This window comes from Pseudomonas sp. C9-3 (assembly GCF_032392015.1).
In the GTDB taxonomy this organism is placed as follows: Bacteria; Pseudomonadota; Gammaproteobacteria; order Pseudomonadales; family Pseudomonadaceae; genus Pseudomonas; species Pseudomonas nitroreducens.
Map to the genome: position 1 here is coordinate 4,517,680 of NZ_CP135919.1, position 15,674 is coordinate 4,533,353.

Annotated in this window: 17 protein-coding genes; 9 read left to right on the top strand and 8 right to left on the bottom strand. The window is 66.8% G+C overall.

Going from position 1 to position 15,674, the window contains the following annotated elements; all coding sequences use genetic code 11:
* Positions 1 to 9: 9 nt before the first annotated feature.
* The 6 genes from RS899_RS20685 to RS899_RS20710 all read left to right on the top strand — a co-directional run bounded on the left by RS899_RS20685 (position 10) and on the right by RS899_RS20710 (position 3,738).
* Positions 10 to 474 (top strand): hypothetical protein, encoded by a 465-nt coding sequence (locus RS899_RS20685; protein WP_054910091.1) that lies wholly within the window; start codon positions 10 to 12, stop codon positions 472 to 474.
* A 61-nt stretch (positions 475 to 535) separates the two neighbouring features.
* Positions 536 to 1,366: an SDR family oxidoreductase gene (locus tag RS899_RS20690; protein WP_315807958.1), complete on the top strand. Its 831-nt coding sequence runs from the start codon at positions 536 to 538 to the stop codon at positions 1,364 to 1,366.
* The gene (locus RS899_RS20695) at positions 1,366 to 1,752 is read left to right on the top strand and encodes a hypothetical protein (protein ID WP_315807959.1); all 387 of its coding nucleotides are present in this window, start codon (positions 1,366 to 1,368) and stop codon (positions 1,750 to 1,752) included. The genes RS899_RS20690 and RS899_RS20695 overlap by 1 nt, the downstream gene beginning before the upstream one ends.
* Before the next feature lie 85 nt (positions 1,753 to 1,837).
* Positions 1,838 to 2,494: a dual specificity protein phosphatase family protein gene (locus RS899_RS20700; protein ID WP_233299019.1), complete on the top strand. Its 657-nt coding sequence runs from the start codon at positions 1,838 to 1,840 to the stop codon at positions 2,492 to 2,494.
* Between the two features lie 73 nt (positions 2,495 to 2,567).
* A complete protein-coding gene (locus RS899_RS20705) occupies positions 2,568 to 3,455 on the top strand; it encodes a TIGR01459 family HAD-type hydrolase (RefSeq protein WP_315807960.1) in 888 nt (295 codons plus the stop codon).
* Between the two features lie 31 nt (positions 3,456 to 3,486).
* Complete coding sequence (locus RS899_RS20710; RefSeq protein ID WP_054910096.1) at positions 3,487 to 3,738, top strand: hypothetical protein; 252 nt, start codon at positions 3,487 to 3,489, stop codon at positions 3,736 to 3,738.
* 190 nt (positions 3,739 to 3,928) lie between these two features.
* On the opposite strand, the gene RS899_RS20715 is transcribed toward RS899_RS20710, so the two are convergent.
* From RS899_RS20715 to RS899_RS20730, 4 genes are read right to left on the bottom strand one after another with little or no spacing between them, the layout of a single operon-like run.
* Positions 3,929 to 4,834 carry an HlyD family secretion protein gene (locus tag RS899_RS20715; protein ID WP_315807961.1) on the bottom strand — a complete coding sequence of 302 codons (906 nt, stop codon included), beginning with the start codon at positions 4,832 to 4,834 and terminating at the stop codon, positions 3,929 to 3,931.
* Positions 4,835 to 4,847: 13 nt separating this feature from the next.
* Positions 4,848 to 5,048 (bottom strand): DUF1656 domain-containing protein, encoded by a 201-nt coding sequence (locus RS899_RS20720; protein ID WP_045211321.1) that lies wholly within the window; start codon positions 5,046 to 5,048, stop codon positions 4,848 to 4,850.
* 1 nt (position 5,049) lies between these two features.
* Positions 5,050 to 7,236 (bottom strand): FUSC family protein, encoded by a 2,187-nt coding sequence (locus tag RS899_RS20725; RefSeq protein WP_315807962.1) that lies wholly within the window; start codon positions 7,234 to 7,236, stop codon positions 5,050 to 5,052.
* 1 nt (position 7,237) lies between these two features.
* A complete protein-coding gene (locus RS899_RS20730; protein ID WP_082450806.1) occupies positions 7,238 to 8,752 on the bottom strand; it encodes an efflux transporter outer membrane subunit in 1,515 nt (504 codons plus the stop codon).
* Positions 8,753 to 9,046: 294 nt separating this feature from the next.
* On the opposite strand from RS899_RS20730, the gene RS899_RS20735 reads away from it, so the two are divergent.
* Both RS899_RS20735 and RS899_RS20740 read left to right on the top strand, forming a co-directional pair.
* On the top strand, positions 9,047 to 9,982 hold the full coding sequence (locus tag RS899_RS20735; protein ID WP_017519048.1) for a LysR family transcriptional regulator: 936 nt from the start codon (positions 9,047 to 9,049) through the stop codon (positions 9,980 to 9,982).
* A gap of 313 nt (positions 9,983 to 10,295) precedes the next feature.
* Positions 10,296 to 11,270: a D-glycerate dehydrogenase gene (locus tag RS899_RS20740; RefSeq protein WP_315807963.1), complete on the top strand. Its 975-nt coding sequence runs from the start codon at positions 10,296 to 10,298 to the stop codon at positions 11,268 to 11,270.
* Between the two features lie 149 nt (positions 11,271 to 11,419).
* Here RS899_RS20740 and RS899_RS20745 read toward each other — a convergent pair whose 3' ends face one another.
* On the bottom strand, positions 11,420 to 12,313 hold the full coding sequence (locus RS899_RS20745) for a DMT family transporter (protein ID WP_054910100.1): 894 nt from the start codon (positions 12,311 to 12,313) through the stop codon (positions 11,420 to 11,422).
* Positions 12,314 to 12,449: 136 nt separating this feature from the next.
* Between RS899_RS20745 and RS899_RS20750 the strand changes: the two genes are divergently transcribed.
* A complete protein-coding gene (locus RS899_RS20750) occupies positions 12,450 to 13,325 on the top strand; it encodes a helix-turn-helix domain-containing protein (RefSeq protein WP_054910101.1) in 876 nt (291 codons plus the stop codon).
* A 124-nt stretch (positions 13,326 to 13,449) separates the two neighbouring features.
* Here the strand turns inward: RS899_RS20750 and RS899_RS20755 are convergent, their stop codons facing one another.
* From RS899_RS20755 to RS899_RS20765, 3 genes are read right to left on the bottom strand one after another with little or no spacing between them, the layout of a single operon-like run.
* Positions 13,450 to 13,773, bottom strand: coding sequence for a DUF3325 domain-containing protein (locus RS899_RS20755; RefSeq protein ID WP_037016593.1), 324 nt, complete (start codon positions 13,771 to 13,773; stop codon positions 13,450 to 13,452).
* Positions 13,773 to 15,296 carry a PepSY-associated TM helix domain-containing protein gene (locus RS899_RS20760; RefSeq protein WP_315807964.1) on the bottom strand — a complete coding sequence of 508 codons (1,524 nt, stop codon included), beginning with the start codon at positions 15,294 to 15,296 and terminating at the stop codon, positions 13,773 to 13,775. Before RS899_RS20760 ends, RS899_RS20755 begins: the two co-directional genes overlap by 1 nt.
* Entirely contained in the window at positions 15,293 to 15,580 is a 288-nt protein-coding gene (locus tag RS899_RS20765) for a hypothetical protein (protein ID WP_054910103.1), read from the bottom strand. Before RS899_RS20765 ends, RS899_RS20760 begins: the two co-directional genes overlap by 4 nt.
* Between the last annotated feature and the right edge of the window lie 94 nt (positions 15,581 to 15,674).

Sequence of the window (15,674 nt, forward strand, 5' to 3'; positions counted from 1 at the left end):
GAGCACTCCATGCTGTACGGCATCCTGCTGATCGTCACCTGGATCATCCTGCTGATCCGCTACCCTTCCCGCGCCCTGCCGATCTCCGGCGCCGGCCTGGTCGGGCTGGCCTGTGTGATCGCTTTCGCCATCTGGCAGGACAACAGCGAAGCCCGCCAACTGCAGCACCTGGAACTGCGCATCGCCTACCAGCCCGACCAGTGCCCGACCGATCGCCCCCTGGCCGTGAGCCTGAAGAACGGGTCGAACCATCCACTCCTGGAACTGCGCTGGAAGGTCGCTGCCTACCGCCCCGGCGACACCACCGACCTCGCCGAAAACCTCTACGAAGCTCCCCGCTATCGCGGCCCTGGCGCCCTGCTTGCCGGCGACAGCTGGAACGACTGCCTGCCGCTGCCGCCGCTGCGACCCGGCTATCGCGCCAGCACCCTGGAGTTCCGCGCCGAGCGGGTGAACGGCCGCTTCGGCAACTGATTCACCTGCCCCGCACAATCCGGTACGGTAGTCCCGCCCACAGCCCAAGGACTGCCAGACCATGCCCCAGCCCGTCGCCCTCATCACCGGTTGCTCCAGCGGTATCGGCCGCGCCCTTGCCGATGCCTTCCAGACCGCCGGGTACCAGGTCTGGGCCACCGCCCGCCGCGATGAAGACGTCGCCGCCCTCGGCCAGGCGGGCTTTCGTGGCGTGCTCCTGGACGTCAACGACGAACCTGCCGTGGAGCGCCTTGCCGAGCAAATGCTGCGCGAAGCCGGAGGGCTGGACGTATTGATCAACAACGCCGGCTACGGCGCCATGGGCCCGTTGCTGGACGGCGGCAGCCAGGCGATCCGCCGGCAGTTCGAGACCAACGTGTTCGCCGTGGTCGGCGTCACCCGCGCGCTGTTCCCCGCCCTGCGCGCCCGGCGCGGGCTGGTGGTGAACATCGGCAGCGTGTCCGGCGTGCTAGTCACGCCCTTCGCTGGCGCGTACTGCGCATCGAAAGCTGCCGTCCATGCCCTGAATGACGCACTGCGCCTGGAGCTTGCGCCCTTCGGCGTCGAGGTGATGGAAGTGCAGCCCGGCGCCATCGCTTCCAACTTCGGCGCCAACGCCAGCCGCGAGATGGCCGCGGTGGTCAGCGAGGAATCCGCCTGGTGGCCGCTGCGCCAATTCATCCAGGCGCGCGCCGCCGCGTCCCAGGACAAGCCCACCCCGGCCGTCGATTTCGCCCGTGAACTGCTGGCCGCGGCACAGCGCTCGCCACGTCCGCGCCTGGTCCGCATCGGTAACGGCAGCCGCGCCCTGCCGCTGCTCTCGCGCTGGGTGCCCAGCGGCCTGCTGGACAAGGTCCTGAAAAAGCGTTTCGGCCTCGACGGGCAACTCTGATGGTCCATCAGGTTCGCTACCTCGCCCTCGCCGGCATACTCGCTGCCTTCTTCCTCAACGTCGTTGCGCGCGCCCTGCTGCGGGTTGGTGGCGTGCCGGCGACACTGCTGGTGGCAGCCCTGATTGCCGCCGCCATGGCCTTCTGGTTCGCCCGCCGACACAAGCGACTGGCGGAAACCGGCGAACGCTGGCGACTGACCGCCCTGTATGGCGGCGGCCTGGCCCTGCTCTACGCCATCCTGGTGGGCATGGCGGCATGGAAGAACACGCCCAGCCCGGCAGCACTGCTGCTCTATTTCCTCAATTACCTGTGCTATCCGCTGTGCGTCTGGTGGTTCTTCCGCCCCGGCGTGCTGGTGCGCTTTCTGCCGTCCGACAGACGCTGAGCGGGCTTCACGCTTTCTTCACCTGCATTTCATCCGGGCACGACCCGACCCCGCCTAAGGTGACGCAGACCTTGGAGGAGTCCCTATGTCCCTGCCCCGCACCCTTCGTGGCGCCATCGCCGCCGCCCTGCTGACTTTCGGCCCGCTCGCCCTGGCCGCCGGCGAAACGCCGGCCGACTGGGCGAAGCCTGTGGACCAGTCGTTCAACCTCTACCAGATGTCGCCGACGCTCTACCGCAGCGCATTGCCCAGCAGTACCGACCTGCCTGAATTGCAGCGCCTGCAGGTGAAGACCGTGGTGAGCTTCATCAAGGACGACGACCGTGAATGGATCGGCCAGCAGAACATCGAGGCAGTGAGCTTCCCGACCCATGCCGACCGCGTCGATGACGCCGACGTGCTGAAAGTCCTGCGTATCCTGCAGAGCGCCGAACAAAAGGGCCCTGTGCTGATGCACTGCAAGCACGGGCGCGATCGTACCGGCCTGTTCGCGGCCATGTACCGCACGGTGATCCAGGGCTGGAGCAAGGAAGACGCACTCAAGGAAATGACCCAGGGCGGCTTCGGCACCGAGGATGACATGCAGGATGCCATCGCCTATGTGCAGAAGGCCGACATCGGCCAGTTGCAGCAGGCCCTGGCCAGTGGCGAGTGCAGCACCTCGGCCTTTGCTGGCTGCCAGCTCAAGGGCTGGCTGGCGGACACCTTCGGCGAGGAGCGGTCGCCGCATCCGGCGCACTGATCGGCGGCCTGTCACACCGAATCGGCGAGAGTGCGGTAGCTTATCCGCACCTTTACCGTTTCACAGGCTCGCCATGACCGTTTCCCGTTTCAGCGCCGTCACCCACACCCGCTATATCGACCACGCCGGCCTGGATGCCTTCTGCGCCGACTACGACGGCTTCCTGCTCGACCTCTGGGGCGTGCTGATCGACGGCGTCGATGTCTTCCCCGGCGCCCTCGCCTGGCTCGGCCGCCGCGCCGCCGAAGGCAAGCCGGTGTGGTTCCTCAGCAACGCCTCGCGCAGCGTCCCGGAGATGGCCGACACCCTGGTACGGCTGGGTGTCTCCCGCGAACTGTTCGCCGGCATCACCACCTCCGGCCAACTGGCCATCGACGCTTTCACCCATGAACGCGAATTCCAGCGCGGCGGCATCTACACCGTCGGCGTAGGCGATGCGCTGACCACCTGGCCGGCAGACATCCGCGAACGTTTCTGCGACGACATCCACGCTGCGTCGATGATCCTCGGCGTCGGCAGCTTCCCGCAGGACGAACTGGAAGAGCGCTTCGCCCCGCTGCGTGGCGCCACCGAAAAGCCGTTCCTGTGCGCGAACCCCGACCGTGTGGTGGTCTCCGGCGGCCAGACGGTGTTCGGCGCCGGCCGCCTGGCCGAAGCCTTCGCGGAAGAAGGCGGCAAGGTTCACTGGTACGGCAAACCCGATCCCTCCGCGTTCCGCATCGCCCAGCGACAGTTGGAGGCGCGCGGCGCGAAACACATCCTGTTCGTCGGCGACTCCCTGGTGACCGACGTTCCCGGCGCCCTGGCCGCGCGTATCGACACCCTCTGGCTTGCTGCCACCGGCATCCACCGCCAGGCGCTGGGCGTGCCGTTCAATGGCGAACTGGACCCGGAAAAGACCAACGCATTGCTCGATGGCTACCCAGTTCGTCCGCACTTTGCCGCACCGGGGCTGGTCTGACGTCAGGACACCGGCCTGAATCCGACCTGCCATGAACGAACTGATCGACCTGCTGCAATGGCCCGCCATGCTGGTCACCGTCCTCGCTGCCTGGCTGGTCGGCTCCCGCGACCGCAAGCGGCGCAAGGTGGGCTTCTGGGTATTCCTCGCCAGCAACGCGCTATGGATCGCCTGGGGCCTGCCGGCCCACGCCTACGCGCTGGTGCTCCTGCAGCTGTGCCTGGCAGCCATGAACATCCGTGGCAGCTACAAGAACCGCCAGGGCGAGCACGCCGAGGGCTGAACCATTTGTAGGAGCGAGCTTGCTCGCGAACCGCATGGCACCGGAGTTGGGGCGTTCGCGAGCAAGCTCGCTCCTACGAAGAGCCCCTGGGCTCTGCCCTACGCGACATGCATGCCGCCGTATGAGCGCCGCGATCTGGCCGCCAACGAAAACGGGAGCCGAAGCTCCCGTTGTCGTTCATTGGATCAGATCACTGCGCCGGCGCAGCCGCGCCGTCGGAATGTTCCGCGTTGCGGCTCTGCGGGTTGACGATCACGGTGGCGGTGATGCCCGCCGCCAGCAGCACGCCATCCGGCACGTCATCGATGTGGATGCGCACCGGCACGCGCTGGGCCAGGCGCACCCAGTTGAAGGTCGGGTTGACGTCGGCCACCAGCTCGCGGCTCTCGGGGTTATCGCGGTCGTAGATGGCACGGGCGATGCTTTCGACGTGGCCCTTCAGGCGCTCGCCGCTCATCAGTTGCAGCTCGGCCGGGTCGCCGACGCGGATGTGCGGCAGCTTGGTCTCTTCGAAGTAGCCGTAGATCCAGTAGGAGTTCTCGTCGACTACCGCCATCTTCGCCTCGCCGACACGGGCGTAGTCGCCACGGTGCACATTGAGGTTAGTCACGTAGCCGTCCACCGAGGCGCGCACATGGGTGCGCTCCAGGTTCAGCTTGGCCGCGTCCAGCGCAGCCAGGGCCTGCTGGTAGTCGGCCTCGGAGGCGGCGGCGGTGTTGCTGGCGTCGTCCAGGCTCTCGCGGGAGACCACTTCCTCGTCCATGGCGCGGCGGCGCTTGGCGTTGAGCTGGCGCATCTGCAGGGTGGCCTTGCGCGAGGCGACCAGGGCTTCAGCCTGCTTCACGGCGATCTGGTAATGGTCCGGGTCGATCTGCATCAGCAGGTCGCCTTTCTTCACCTGCTGGTTGTCGCGCACCGGTACGTCGACCACCACGCCGGAGACGTCGGCGGCGACGTTGATGATATCGGCGCGCACCCGGCCGTCGCGGGTCCAGGGCGTATCCATGTAGTTCACCCAGAGGGCGCGGCCGATCAACGCGGCGACCGCCAGGATGATCAGGGTCGCCAGCAGGCTGATGATGGATTTGAGAGTCATGGGTGCACGCTCGTTACTTATAGATAGTGAGGGACAGCCCGCCGAACAGGCAGGCGAACAGGCACACGCGGAACAGCGCCGGGTGCCAGGTGTAGCGGTACAGGCCGACGGAAGCGAGGATGCGGTCGATGCCCCAGCAGATCACTGCGGCAACGAGGAACATCAGGGTCAGGGTCGGCATGTAGACCCCGTGGAACGCGATCTCGCGGGGCAGGTCAGGCAACATGGGTGGTTCTTCCAGAAGTGGTTTCGCCATCGCGCAGCGGCGACTGCGGGTCGAGCAGGCTGCTGCGGATGAAGTGCAGGTAGCTGAGTACGCGGCGCAGCGGCGAGCTTTCGAAGTCCGGTGCGCGCGGCTCGTCGGTGGTCTTCACGCAATCGATGGCCTGTTCCACGGCAGCCAGGGCGCGCTCGCGGTTGGCCTCGCAGGGTTTGACGAACAGGCGGATCAGCGCACGGCCCATGGCGCGGATCGACTGCCGCCAGGGCGTCGATTCGGCATAGCAGGGCTCGCTCGGCAGGTTCTCCTGCTCGACGCGCAGTTCGATGATCGAGTGGCCGATTTCCAGCACCACGAAGGTCCAGCGCAGCAGACGGCGCTGCATCTGCGGGCTGCGCGCGGCCACGCCGTAGGCCTGGTTGAGCAGGTCGCGGGTGCCGCTTTCGAAGGACGAAACGAGGCCGTCGAGCTTGCCGCTGATGGCTTCCACCACGCGCAGGCGCAGGTCCTTCTCCAGGCGCCGCCACAGCCAGGCACTGGTGGGCGGCATGATCACTGCGGCGACCACGGCGGCCAGGCTCTGCGACAGCACCAGGGCGATGTACTCGTTGAGCATGCGGCCCGGATCGTAGACGGTGAGGTTCGCCGGGATCGCGCCGAAGCTGAAGAACACCAGCAGGCCCAGGCCGTAGCCGGCGTATTTGGGCTTGATCGAGAAGAACGCGCCCACCGCGAACACCGGCGCCAGGGCGAAGGCCAGCAGGGCGAAGCCGTCCAGGTGCGGGAACACGAAGAAGGTTTCCGAGAAGCCGAGAATCGCCGCGAAGAAGGTACCCACGGCCATCTGCATGGCCATCTTCGCCGGGTCCGGCGCGGCCGATACCAGCGCGGCGACGGCGGCGGCGTTGAGCACGAAGGTGCTGCCGCTGGGCCAGGCGGTCTCGATCCAGAACAGGCCGAACACCAGCACCATCAGCGCGGTACGGCCGCCCGCCACCAGCGAGGCGACCAGGTTGGCCTTGGGCGAGAAGCCGTGCTTCCAGTTCTCCCGCTCGTGCTTGTGCGCGGCCAGGGAGGCGTGGGTCAGGGCGTAGTTGTAGAGGTCGTCGGCCAGGCGGTAGAGCAGCTCGCCGGCGGTGTTGTAGTCCAGCAGCGCGGCAGGATCATCCTGCTCCTCCAGCAGCTGCGCGCGGCCGGAACGGATACGTTGCATCATCCGCGTGCGGTGGCTTTCCAGCTGCGCGGCGAGGCGCTCGGCGTCGCGGTCGGTGACCGACTGGCCGCGCCACGGGGCGAGTACCTGGGCCAGTTCGTCCAGGCACGGCTGCAAGGCGAGCAGCACCGCATCCGCCTGTTGTGCCCGCAGCCGCGCCAGCAACTGGTGCAGTGCGTGGTAGCGGGTGGTGAGGACCATGAACTCGTTGTTCAGGCGCGACAGGCGGCCGGAACGCAGGCGCATGTGCGGGTCTTCGAAACGGGTAACGCTGCGCAGCGCCTCCAGGCCCACGGCCTGGGAAGCGAAGGCGACGTTGGATGCCTCGAACCTGCTCCGATCACCGCCGCCAAGGTTGTCCAGGACGAAGCCGGCGAAGGCGCCGAAACGCTGGTACAGCGCGCTGCGCATGGCCGTGCTGGAGGTCTGCGGGAACAGCGTGGCGCTGACCACCATGGAGCAGAGAATCCCCAGGCTGATTTCCAGCACGCGCCAGATGGCCGACATGAACGCGGCTTCCGGGTGCAGGGTGGCGGGCAGGCCGATCAGCGTGGCGGTGTAGCCGGCGAGCACGCAGGCGTAGGAGCGGAAGTCGCGGTAGCGCGCGGCGCCGACGGTGCACAGGCCGATCCACAGCGCCGAGACCAGCAGGAACAGCTCGCGCTGCTGGGCGAAGATCGCGATCAGCGCGACCATCACGGTCAACCCGACGACGCTGCCGAGAATCCGGTAGAAGCTCTTGGCGAACACCTGGCCGCTTTGCGGCTGCATGACGATGAACACGGTGATGGTCGCCGTGCTTGGCTGCGGCAGTTCCAGGCGCATCGCCAGCCACAGCGTCAGCAGCGCGGCGAGCAGCACCTTGGCGATGTACACCCAGGTGACGCCGTCGCTGCGGCCCCACTCCAGCAGCGCGCGACGCAGGGCGTCGAGCGGTGTCGGATGGGCGCTGAAGTCGTTCGCCGCCATATCAGCGCCCGGCTCCCTGAGCCGCGCGGACGTCGACGGTTTCCGGGACCATCTTCTGTTCTTTCGGGCCTTCCTGCTTGTCCATCAGGCCGCCGCCAAGGGCGACGACAAGGCCGGCATGGGTGGCCAGGCGTGCGGCGCGAACCTGCTGTTCGACCAGTTGCTGCTGGAACAGGCGGGTCTGCGCGTTGAGCACGTTGAGGTAGTCGGTCAGACCGCCACGGTACGCCTTGGTGGCGATGTCGTAGGTGCGCTGGGCCGACGCCACGGACTTCTCGGCGAACCCTTGCTGCAGCTCCATGGAGTGCATGCGGATCAGGTGATCGGAAATGCCCTTGAGCGCGTTGATCAGCGTCTGGTTGTACTGCGCCACGGCGGCGTCGTAGCCCGCCGATTCCTGGCTCAGCTGCGAGCGGCGGCGACCGCCGTCGAAGATCGGCAGGGAGATGGCCGGGCCGACGCCGTAGGTGAATTTCTCGGCATTGAGGAATTCCAGCATGCCGCCACCGACCGCGCTGTAGCCGATGCTCGCGACCAGGTCGACGTTGGGGTAGAACTCGGCGCGGGCGACGTCCACGCCCTTGGCCTGGGCGGCGACTTTCCAGCGGCTGGCGACCACGTCCGGGCGATGGCCGAGCAGCTCCATCGGCAGCTTGCTGGGCAGGCCGGGGCCTTCGGCGAGCTTCAGGCTCGGGCGCTGGATCGAGGCGCCGGCGCCGGGGCCTTTGCCGGCCAGGGCGGCGAGCTGGTTGCGCGTCAGCTGGATTTCCTCGTCCACCGCTTCGATCTTGCGTTCGGTCTCCGGCAGCGGGACTTCCGCCTGGCTGACTTCGAAATGCGTGCCGATGCCGCCATCGAGGCGGCGCTGGGCCAGGGCGAGGATGCCCTGTTGCTGGGCCAGCATGGCCTTGCCGATGTCCAGCTCGGCGTATTGCAGCGACAGCTGGATGTAGGCGCGGACGATATTGCTCTCCAGCTCCAGCTGGGCCACGCGCGCCTCGGCGGCGGTCATCTTGGCGATGTCGACGTAGCGCTCGGTGTTGCTGCGCTCGCGGCCCCAGAGGTCGAGCGAGTAGCTCAGGCCCAGTGCGGCGTTGTTGTTCCAGGTGGTGGTATCGGCCAGTTCGCCCGGGCCGTAGAAATAGTCGGTCGGCCAGCGGTGGCGGGTCAGCGAGGCATCGCCACTGATCTGCGGCGACTCGGCGGACTCGGCGACGCCAGCCATGGCCATGGCCATGCGCACCCGCGCCTCGGCCTGGGCCAGGGTCGGGCTGCCGTCCAGCGCAGTCTGCACCCAGCTATTCAACTGCGGATCGCCATAGGCGCGCCACCACTGCTCGGCGGGCCAGCCAGCTTCCTGGTTGGCGTGCGCGATGGCGGCGTCGGTGGCCAGCTCGGTGTCGCCCAGGCGTTGTTCCTGCGGGGCGATGCCGTTGGTGCTGATACATCCGGCGATTGTTGAAAAAATGACAAAGGAGCCGACGAACGTCAGTCCTTTCACGAGGTGACGCGACACGGTGGAGGTCCTGGAAGTGGTCTAGCTTTTCAGCGTGGGGCTTTTAAGCGTGGAGAGCCGGCAAAGCCAGTTGCGGCGATTGAATTCTAGGGACGGGAAAGGGAACGGATAAGCCGGCTGTTTTGTGATTGTTTATTACCGATAATGAAACAATGTGTGTCGCCATCCATGTGACAATAGGCCGCCCCCGCTCTGCTCCGCGCATTGCCACCCATCAAGGACATGCCGGCGGCGGCGACGTATCGCTGCATCGACGTCGCCACCCGGGACAGACGCCCCACTGACGAGGCCCCAATGGACACACTGCAGACCATGCGTGCGTTCGCCTGTGTCGCGGAAACCGGCAGTTTCACCGCCGCCGCGCAGCAGTTGAACACCACCACCGCCTACGTATCCCGCGCGGTCGCCAATCTGGAGTCCCACCTGCGGACCCGCCTGCTCAACCGCACCACCCGGCGCATCGCCCTGACCGAGGCCGGCCAGCGCTACCTGCTGCGCTGCGAGCAGATCCTCGCCTACGTCGAGGAAGCCGAGGCCGAAGCCAGCGACGCCCACGCCCGCCCCGCCGGCCGCCTGCGCGTGCATTCGATGACCGGCATCGGCCAGCACTACGTGATCCGCGCCATCGCCAACTATCGCCAGTTGCATCCGGACGTGACCTTCGAGCTGACCATGGCCAACCGCGTGCCGGACCTGCTCGACGAAGGCTTCGACGTGGCCATCGTGGTCGCCTCGGAACTGCCCGATTCGGGCCTGGTGTCCCAGCGCATCGGCGAGACCTACAGCATCCTCTGTGCCTCGCCCGACTACCTGGCCCGACGCGGCACGCCGAAAACGCCCACCGAACTGATGGAGCACGACTGCCTGCGCCTGATCAGCCCGGTACTGCCGCTGGACAAATGGCTGTTCGACGGCCCCAATGGCCAGGAAATGATCACCCTCGGCCCCTCGCCCTTCCAGGTGAATGTCGGCGACGCCATGACCGAGGCCATCGGCTCCGGCATGGGCATCAGCGCCCTGCCCGTCTACTCGGCGATCGACGGCCTGCGCGATGGCTCGCTGGTGCGCGTGCTGCCGCACTACAAGCTGCAAATCCTCAACGTCTACGCGCTGTATCCGTCGCGGCAGTACCTGGACGCGAAGATCAAGACCTGGGTAGCCTACCTGCGCGAGAACCTCCCTGGCGTGCTCCAGGCGGATGGCGCCGGCCTCGCCGATGTGGGACCCTGACCACCCTTTTCGTCGTGTTTCGCGGGCAAGCTCACTGTGTAACTCCCTACCCCGGTGTTCAGTGAGCTTGCCCGCGAACCCATCTTCTTCCCCCGTGCCGACCTGCCCTGCTCCTATAGGAGCGAGGGGGACGCCCAGTTCTGGCTCGCGAACAGATTTCCCGGTGGCTTCGGCAGTACGCGATTCGCGAGCAAGCTCGCTCCTGCGAAGAGCCTCGTTCGATAGCCGCCCACCACGCACGCAAGCCTTGCGCCGCTCTGGTCCGCCAGTGTTAGGGTAAAGCCCCTTTCCGCTTCCCAGCCGTCCGACCGCCATGAAAAAGAACGTCTTCGTCTTCAGCCGCCTCGCCCCGGAACACCTCGACCGCCTGCGCAGCCAGTTCAACGTCACCGTGCTCGATCCCAAGCAGGGCGACGTCGACGCGCAGCTTGCCGCGGCCCTGCCGGAAACCCACGGCATGATCGGCGTCGGTCGGCCGCTGGGCGAGAAGCAACTGGCCCAGGCCACGCAGCTGGAAGTCATCTCCAGCGTCTCGGTGGGCTACGACAACTACGACCTGGATTACCTGAACCAGCGCGGCATCCCGCTGACCAACACCCCGGACGTGCTCACCGAAACCACCGCCGACCTCGGCTTCGCCCTGATCATGGCCGCCGCCCGACGCACCGCAGAACTGGATGCCTGGACCAAGGCCGGGCAGTGGAAGCGTACCGTGGACGCCCAGCACTTCGGCGTCGACGTGCACGGCAAGAAGCTCGGCATCCTCGGCCTGGGCCGCATCGGCGCAGCCATCGCCCGCCGCGGCCACTTCGGCTTCAACATGGACATCCTCTACCACGGCAACAGCCGCAAGCCGGAGCTGGAGCAGGAGTTCAATGCCCGCTTCTGCGGCTTCGATGAACTGCTGGGCGAGGCGGATTTCGTCTGCGTGGTGGTGCCGCTGTCGGACAAGACCCGCAAGCTGATCGGCAAGCGCGAACTGGAGCTGATGAAACCCACCGGCATCCTGGTCAACATCGCCCGTGGCCAGGTGATCGACGAAGCCGCGCTGGTGGAAGCGCTGCAGGAAAAACGCATCCTCGCCGCCGGCCTGGACGTCTACGAGAAGGAACCGCTGGCCGAGTCGCCGCTGTTCACCCTGCCCAACGCCGTGACCCTGCCGCACATCGGCTCGGCGACCCACGAAACCCGACAGGCCATGGCCGAGTGCGCGCTGGACAACTTCGAGGCGGCGCTGCGTGGCGAACGACCGAAGAACCTGGTCAATCCACAGTCGTGGAAGGCCTGACTCAGCGAAGCTCTTCGTAGGATGGGTGGAGCGAAGCGATACCCATCGATCAACGTGCGGACACCGTTGATGGGTATCGCAAGCTCCACCCATCCTACGTCAGCGCTTCCCGTTAGCGGTCAAACGGGGCCCGCCACGATCATGAACCATCACGCCCGCGCCGGCTGCAGCACCGGCCTCGGCTTGCGGAACACCAGTACGTTGCCGGCCATCACCAGCCCCAGCCCGGCCAACGCCGGCAGGCTCCACTGGTAACCTTCGGCGAAGGCCGAGACGTTCAGCGCCACCACCGGGAACAGCACGGTGCAATAGGCCGCGCGCTCCGGGCCCATGCGCCCGACCAGTGTCAGGTAGGCGGTAAAGCCGATCACCGAGCCGGGAATCGCCAGGTACAGCAGCGACCAGACGTACTGCGGGCTGCTGTCGAAGGTCAGCGGGACGCCCCGTACCAGGCAGATGCCCAGCAGGATCAGCGAGCCGTAGAGCATGCCCCAGGCATTGGTAGACAGCGGCCGCAGCCCGGCCTTCTGCTGCAGGCTCGACAACAGGTTGCCCGCCGAGAAACACAAGGTGCCGAGCAGCGCCAGGCCCAGGCCGTAGAAGGTCTCCCGCGTCGCCTGGTGCCCGGACAACTCCGGCCAGAACAACAGCGCCAGGCCGACCAGCCCGAACGCACCGCCGCCCAGCACGTTGGGCGCGATCCGCTGGCCGAAGAAGATTCGCGCATTCAGCGCATTCCAGAGCGTCGCCGTGGAGAACACCACGGCGATCAGGCCACTCGGCACCCATTGGCTGGCGGTGTAGAAGCACAGGAAGTTCACGCAGAACAGGCACAACCCCTGGGCGAAGCAGATCGCCTGCCCGCGCCGGCCCAGCGGTTGCAGCCGCCGCGACACCAGCAGCAGGGCGAACAGCACCAGCGCTGCCAGGCTGAAGCGGTAGGCAATGGACAGGGGAATGGCGACGGCGCCGACCTGCAGCTTGATGGCGATCCAGGTGGTGCCCCAGATGAGCACCGTGAGCAGGTAGAGCGAGAGGTTCATGGCGATCTCCGGATGACTGGAGAAACAGTCTCCCGCCCTGCCCCGGCGCCGGCTTGCAGATTCTTGCGCTTATTGCGACAACCGGGCTGGCAAGGCGCGCCCGCGCGGGTAGAGTGAAGGCAGCAGAGGAACACCCATGTCAGCCATTTCGCAGCTCGAAGTCTTCCAGTCGATGAACGCCTCGCCCAACGCCCGCCTGGAGCGTTGCGCGGAGCTGGGCGACGGGCTGTCCGCGGCGATCTGGAGCAACAGCCACGACGCCCGCGATTACCACGCCCCCAGCCACCACACGCTGTCGTGCTACCTGAACGACGGTACCGGCACCTTCCGCCGCGGCGCGCCGGGCAGCAAGGGTGCGCCGGACAAGTTGTGCGTGATGCCGGCCGGCGCCGAGTCGGCGTGGATCGTCAACGGCGACATCCGCCTGGCCCACCTCTACATCGGCCAGGAGCAGTTCGCCCTCGGCTGCATCCGCCTGCTCGACCGCGAACCGCGTGAACTGCAGCTCCACGAGCGCACCTTCCTCGACGACCCACAACAGGCCGCGCGCTTCCGCCAGTTGGTGAAGCTGGACTGGCACGAGCCGGGCGAACGCATCCGCACCAGTACCCTGGCTCATGACCTGATCGATCATCTGTTGCTCAATCAGGTCGGCCTGCGGGAAGGCTTGAAGCTCAAGGGCGGATTGGCACCGGTGATGCGCCGGCGCGTTGCCGAATACATCGAGCAGCGCCTGGACCAGCCACTGTCGCTGGGCGAGCTGGCGATGCAGACGGCGCTATCGGAATACCACTTCGCGCGGATGTTCCGCGAGAGCTTCGGCATGCCGCCGCACCAGTATGTGCTGGCCCGCCGCGTAGCACTGGCGCAGCGCCTGCTGCGCGATACGCGCCAGCCGCTGAGCCAGGTGGCGCTGGCGTGCGGGTTCTCCAGCGCCAGCCATTTCGCCAATCGGTTCAGGTCGGTGGTGGGTGGCACGCCGGGGGAATATCGGCAGGCGTTCGAGGAGTAGTCCGCTGGCCGATCCTGCGCGAACACCCGACCTGTAGGAGCGAGCTTGCTCGCGAACCGCACACCACCGGATCAATCGGGAAATCTGTTCGCGAGCAAGCTCGCTCCTACAAGAGCCCGAAGCGTCAGCCGAGTACGGCCAACACACCACCAATTACCGGCATCGCTGCCGCCGTCGGCAGCGCCCAGCGCGGCCGCCAGGCCAGCAGCAGGACCAGCACAGCCCCCGCGATCATCAACAGGCACGCCCAATAGACGATGCCCAGTTCCATGCCGATGACGTGGATCGCATAAGCCAGCGCCAGCGCACCATCCACCAACGCCACGATACGCAGCAGACGCACACGGGACTCGGAGGGCGCATTACCGAACAGATCGCGGTGATGGCGCGACAGCGACAGGCAGGCCGCCGCCAGCGCCAGCAGGTTGAGACCGAACACCAGCAGCATCAGGCGAACTCCTCGTTACGGGCACGACGTGCACGCGCGGGCTCGGCGCGCTCCTGGCCCAATCGCCAGCCGAGGAAGGCGCACAACCCGCCGATCAGCAGCAGGCCGAGATCGATGCCGACCATCATCCAGTCGCCATTGGCGAAATGCGTCGATACCCGTCCCGGCTCGGGGCCGAACAGGCTCAGCACCGGCAACAGCAACGCCAGCGCCGCCAGGGCGACGAACTGCTCGCGAGCCATGGCCCGGCTGCCCCGGCGCAGCAGCGCGTGGAGCAGCGCCAGCAGCCAGATCACCACGAAGGCGGTGGCCTCCCAACGAGTGCGCTGGAGCAGGTCGGCCGGCAACAGCCGCGAAGCCGCGAGCAGGCCGAGCGACGCGATCGGGAGCCCGCCGCACACCGCGCCGTTGAGCGTACGCACCAGCGCCACGCCCCGGTGGCCACGGGATTCACGCTTGCTCACCCAGACTTGCAGGCCGCCGAAGACCATCACGCAGCCCACCAGGCCGAGTACGAAATACATCACCCGCAGCAGGTCGTTGCCGAACTGCGCCATGTGCAGGCCCGTCAACCAGGCGTAGGTCTTGTAGCCCGGCTTGTAGGGTTTCTGCACATGCAGCAGCGCGCCGCTGCCGGAGTCGAAGGACACGGTGCGCTGGTCGTTGACCATGCCCTTGTCCACCGCCTTGCGGATCTGCACCATCGCCGCTGCATCGCCCGGATTCTCGATGTTGATCCAGCCGACCTGGCTGTCGTCACCCCAGGCTTCGCGGGCCTTGAGGATCATGTTGTCGATGGACTTGGTCGCCTTCGCCGGCTTGCCCAGCGCTTCACGGTCGAAGGCGCCCTGCACGTCATGGAAGAAATGCTCCATGTCGTTCTTGTAAGCCACCTTGATGCCGGCGGTCATATAGAAGGTGATGAAGATCGCCAGCCCCGTGTACGCCATCAGCAGATGGAACGGCAGGCCAAGCACGCCCAGCACGTTGTGCGCATCCAGCCAGGCGCGCTGCTTCGCCGCCTTCGGGCGCAGGGTGAAGAAGTCCTTGAAGATGCGCCGGTGGACGATCACCCCGCTGACCAGCGCCACCAGCATGAACACTCCGGCCACGCCGACCACGTAGAGGCCGATCATCCCGCCATGCAGCTCGTAGTGCAGTTCGAGGAAGAAGTTGCCGCCGACGGTCCTGGGCAATACCTCGCCGCTCTGGGCGTCCACCAGGAAGGACTGGAACTCGCTGAAGTCCGCCGGCTCCCAGCCAGCCGTCCAGTACGGCATGCGTTCGGTGGGCGGGTGCATCCAGTAGCCGTGGGCCTTGGGCGCGCGCTCGACGATCAGCTCACGCACCTGGTCGGCACCGACTTTCACCTCTTCCAGCTTGTGCAGCTGCGGTGTCATCCAGCGGGTGAGCTCCTTGTCGAACACCGCGACGGTGCCGGAGAACAGCACGACAAAGAGAATCCAGCTGACCAGCAACCCGCTCCAGGTGTGCAGGCCGGACATGGATTGGCGCAGGCTCATGGGCGCACCCCGTAGGCGGTCGGCAGGAAGGCGGCCAGGCCCAGCACGACGCTCAGCGCCACCGGTGCCCACACCGCCCGCCACGGGCTTTTCGCGCCGAAGGCGTAGAGGATCGCCGCGACCCAGACAATGAAGCAGGCCAGGCTGGCCAGCGACACGCGGTCCGAACGCGACATCGGCAGGTAGACGCTGAAGAAGGCCGTGGCGGTGTAGGCCAGGGCATAGCCGCCGACCACGGCGCTGAGGATACGGGCAGCGATGGCGCCGGCCTGGGTTGCGCTCATGGTTGGATGCTCGAACGGGTCGGGCGCGGGGAAACGCACATCGAGGTGAATCCTGCGAGGCGACCCGGACACTGCCCGGGCGCGCGATTGAAAA

Bases quoted from the DNA above. Each gene is read 5' to 3' on its own strand.
- RS899_RS20690 (WP_315807958.1), top strand. From the start codon at position 536: ATGCCCCAGCCCGTCGCCCTCATCACCGGTTGCTCCAGCGGTATCGGC.
- RS899_RS20695 (WP_315807959.1), top strand. From the start codon at position 1,366: ATGGTCCATCAGGTTCGCTACCTCGCCCTCGCCGGCATACTCGCTGCC.
- RS899_RS20740 (WP_315807963.1), top strand. From the start codon at position 10,296: ATGAAAAAGAACGTCTTCGTCTTCAGCCGCCTCGCCCCGGAACACCTC.
- RS899_RS20715 (WP_315807961.1), bottom strand. From the start codon at position 4,834: ATGACTCTCAAATCCATCATCAGCCTGCTGGCGACCCTGATCATCCTG.
- RS899_RS20755 (WP_037016593.1), bottom strand. From the start codon at position 13,773: ATGCTGCTGGTGTTCGGTCTCAACCTGCTGGCGCTGGCGGCGGCCTGC.
- RS899_RS20750 (WP_054910101.1), top strand. From the start codon at position 12,450: ATGTCAGCCATTTCGCAGCTCGAAGTCTTCCAGTCGATGAACGCCTCG.
- RS899_RS20685 (WP_054910091.1), top strand. From the start codon at position 10: ATGCTGTACGGCATCCTGCTGATCGTCACCTGGATCATCCTGCTGATC.
- RS899_RS20745 (WP_054910100.1), bottom strand. From the start codon at position 12,313: ATGAACCTCTCGCTCTACCTGCTCACGGTGCTCATCTGGGGCACCACC.
- RS899_RS20700 (WP_233299019.1), top strand. From the start codon at position 1,838: ATGTCCCTGCCCCGCACCCTTCGTGGCGCCATCGCCGCCGCCCTGCTG.
- RS899_RS20735 (WP_017519048.1), top strand. From the start codon at position 9,047: ATGGACACACTGCAGACCATGCGTGCGTTCGCCTGTGTCGCGGAAACC.
- RS899_RS20725 (WP_315807962.1), bottom strand. From the start codon at position 7,236: ATGGCGGCGAACGACTTCAGCGCCCATCCGACACCGCTCGACGCCCTG.
- RS899_RS20710 (WP_054910096.1), top strand. From the start codon at position 3,487: ATGAACGAACTGATCGACCTGCTGCAATGGCCCGCCATGCTGGTCACC.
- RS899_RS20765 (WP_054910103.1), bottom strand. From the start codon at position 15,580: ATGAGCGCAACCCAGGCCGGCGCCATCGCTGCCCGTATCCTCAGCGCC.
- RS899_RS20705 (WP_315807960.1), top strand. From the start codon at position 2,568: ATGACCGTTTCCCGTTTCAGCGCCGTCACCCACACCCGCTATATCGAC.
- RS899_RS20760 (WP_315807964.1), bottom strand. From the start codon at position 15,296: ATGAGCCTGCGCCAATCCATGTCCGGCCTGCACACCTGGAGCGGGTTG.